The sequence below is a fragment of the uncultured Veillonella sp. genome, assembly GCF_934190855.1.
Taxonomy (GTDB): Bacteria; Bacillota; Negativicutes; order Veillonellales; family Veillonellaceae; genus Veillonella.
Genome location: NZ_CAKPTN010000196.1, coordinates 1 through 2763 on the forward strand (window position 1 = coordinate 1; position 2763 = coordinate 2763).

Genomic DNA, 2763 nt, shown 5'->3' on the forward strand with positions numbered 1-2763 from the left:
ATCCAGCAAATTCCATGCGCATGATTGGCGTTACTGGTACTAATGGTAAAACGACAACGAGCCATATGATTCGTCATATTTTGAAAGCTCAAGGACATAAAGTAGGTGTTATTGGCACTGTTCATATTATGATTGGTGATACATCATATCCTATTCATAATACGACACCTGACGTAGTAGATTTACAACATATTCTTCATCAAATGGTGGAGGAAGGTGTTACACATTGTGTAATGGAGGTTTCCTCTCATGCCTTAGCACTAGGTCGTGTATCTGGTGTTGAATATGATACAGCTGTATTTACTAACTTGACGCAAGATCATTTAGACTTTCACAAAACCTTTGAAAATTATTTGGAAGCAAAATGTAAATTATTTGAACAAGTTAGTGAAACTAACCAAACTAAATCTGGTAAGGGTGCCATCATCAATATCGATGATGCCTATGGCCATCGAGTTGTTGAAAAAACTAAAGCGCCTATCATTACCTATAGTATTGATGGGAATGGTACATTGAATGCTCATGATGTTGATATGACGCCTAAATCTAGCCGTTACACCGTATCTTATGATGGTCGTGACTATACGGTGGCTATGAATACGACAGGTCTGTTTAATGTGTATAACACATTAGCAGCAATCGGTGCTTGTTTGTTAGAAGGTATCTCTATGGAAGATATCGATAAAGCCTTAAAAACATTTAGCGCTGTACCTGGTCGCTTTGAATTAATTGAAGAAGGTCAACCATTTGCTGTTGTTGTAGATTATGCACATACACCAGATGGTTTAGAAAATATTTTACAAACTGCAAAGGCTATTCAAGAAAATCGCATTATTGTAGTCTTTGGTTGTGGTGGTGACCGCGACGCTACTAAACGTCCTATTATGGGCCGCATTGCTGCACAATATGGCGATGTGGTGTACGTTACATCTGACAACCCTCGTACCGAGGATCCTGTACAAATTGTGAAAGATGTAGAGGCAGGCGTTAAAGAAGGTCTTCGTGAAGGCTCTCACTATGAAGTTATCGTTGATCGTCGGGAAGCGATTCAACATGCAATACAAAATGCAAAACCTGGGGATATTGTATTGATTGCAGGTAAGGGGCATGAGGATTACCAAATCTTAAAGGATAAAACGATTCATTTCGATGATCGTGAAGAGGCGCGAGCAGCCCTCAAGGAGATCTAATATGGCAGAATTTACATTGTCTCAAGTGGTAGAAGCCACTGGTGGGACGAGTACACATACCGACAATATTAAGTTTTTAGATGTGTCTACTGATACAAGAACTATTGAATCAGGCTTTTTATTTGTAGCCTTAAAGGGTGATACCTTTGATGGTCATGATTTTATCAATACGGCTATGGAAAAGGGCGCTACAGGTGCTATCGTAGAAAAAGGTCGCGCCGTAGAAGGTATTGCTTGTATCGAAGTAGAAAATACCTTGGTTGCATACCAAAACTTGGCACGCTATCATCGTCGCCGTTTTGATATTCCTGTAGTAGCTATTACTGGTTCCTCTGGTAAAACTACGACAAAGGAAATGGTGGCTGCTGTATTAGGTACAGAATTTAACGTTTTAAAAACAGAAAAAAACTTTAACAATGAAATTGGTTTGCCAAAAACATTGTTGCGTTTAACCGCAGAGCACGAAGCTTGTGTTGTTGAAATGGGTATGCGTGGACTTGGTCAAATTGAAGAACTCGCATTAATTGCGGAACCAACTATGGGTATTATTACCAATGTTGGTACAAGCCATATCGAGCTACTAGGCTCTCGTGAAGCCATTGCTGAAGCAAAAGGTGAGTTGATTCGTTGCTTACCAGAGAATAGTGTAGCGATTCTGAATGAAGATGATCCTTATGTAAAAGCAATGGATAGCCTTGCTAAAGGTAAGACTATTACTTATGGTATCGAACGTAATGCTACATGCATTGGCAGTCATTTGCGCTATAAAAAAGACGGCATTAAATTTACATGTAAATGTTATGATGAAGTATTCGATATCTTCCTGCCTATGATTGGTGAACACAATGTATATGATGCGTTGGCAGCTATCGTAGCAGGCCGTGTGTTGGGGATTAAATCCAATACAATCCGTAAAGGTTTAAGCGAGTTTACAGGCACTCCAATGCGTCAAGAAATCGTACCATTTGAAGATATTGTTATCCTAAATGACGCATATAATGCAAATCCTTCCTCTATGGCTGAAGCAATCAAAGCTCTAGGTCAATTAGAAGGGAAACGTAAAATTGCCATGCTTGGGGATATGCTTGAACTTGGTGATTTCTCTGAGGAAGCACATCGTGAAATTGGTCAATTATTGGCTGAAGAGGGCTATAGTGTAGTATTCACCTTCGGTGATGCAGCTGCTTTCATAGCTAAAGAAGCGAAAAAAGCAGGCTTAACTACATTCCGATGTAATAGCCATTTAGAAATGGCCAATGCTTATAGCGATATTCGTGAAAAAGGGGATGTTATCCTTGTAAAAGGTTCCCGTGGTTTGCGAATGGAGCGCGTTGTTGAAGAATTAAAAGATCGAGAATAAAAGATAACGGCTAGTTGTATCTAGCCGTCATCTGTTTATTAGTAAGTAGAGGATTCATATGATATATCATATTCTATTAGCCTTTGTAGTGACCTTTATCATTACTGTGGTGCTAGGTAAAATCGGTATTCCTATGTTGCGCTCTTTGCACGCACAACAAAGTATTCGTGAAGAAGGTCCTGAAAGCCATCAAGCAAAAGCTGGTACACCGAC

2 protein-coding genes and 1 pseudogene are annotated in these 2763 nt (G+C 39.6%); all 3 read left to right on the forward strand.

Translation table 11 applies throughout. From position 1 onward, the window contains the following. Positions 1-1190, forward strand: a 1190-nt coding sequence (locus Q0F90_RS08635) for a UDP-N-acetylmuramoyl-L-alanyl-D-glutamate--2,6-diaminopimelate ligase (RefSeq protein ID WP_296004786.1), incomplete at its 5' end; no start/stop codon positions are given. 1 nt (position 1191) lies between these two features. After that, positions 1192-2550: a UDP-N-acetylmuramoyl-tripeptide--D-alanyl-D-alanine ligase gene (gene murF / locus Q0F90_RS08640; protein WP_296004788.1), complete on the forward strand. Its 1359-nt coding sequence runs from the start codon at positions 1192-1194 to the stop codon at positions 2548-2550. 58 nt (positions 2551-2608) lie between these two features. After that, positions 2609-2763: pseudogene (locus Q0F90_RS09250) on the forward strand (phospho-N-acetylmuramoyl-pentapeptide-transferase); the annotation flags it as partial.

Bases quoted from the DNA above. Each gene is read 5' to 3' on its own strand.
- murF (WP_296004788.1), top strand. From the start codon at position 1,192: ATGGCAGAATTTACATTGTCTCAAGTGGTAGAAGCCACTGGTGGGACG.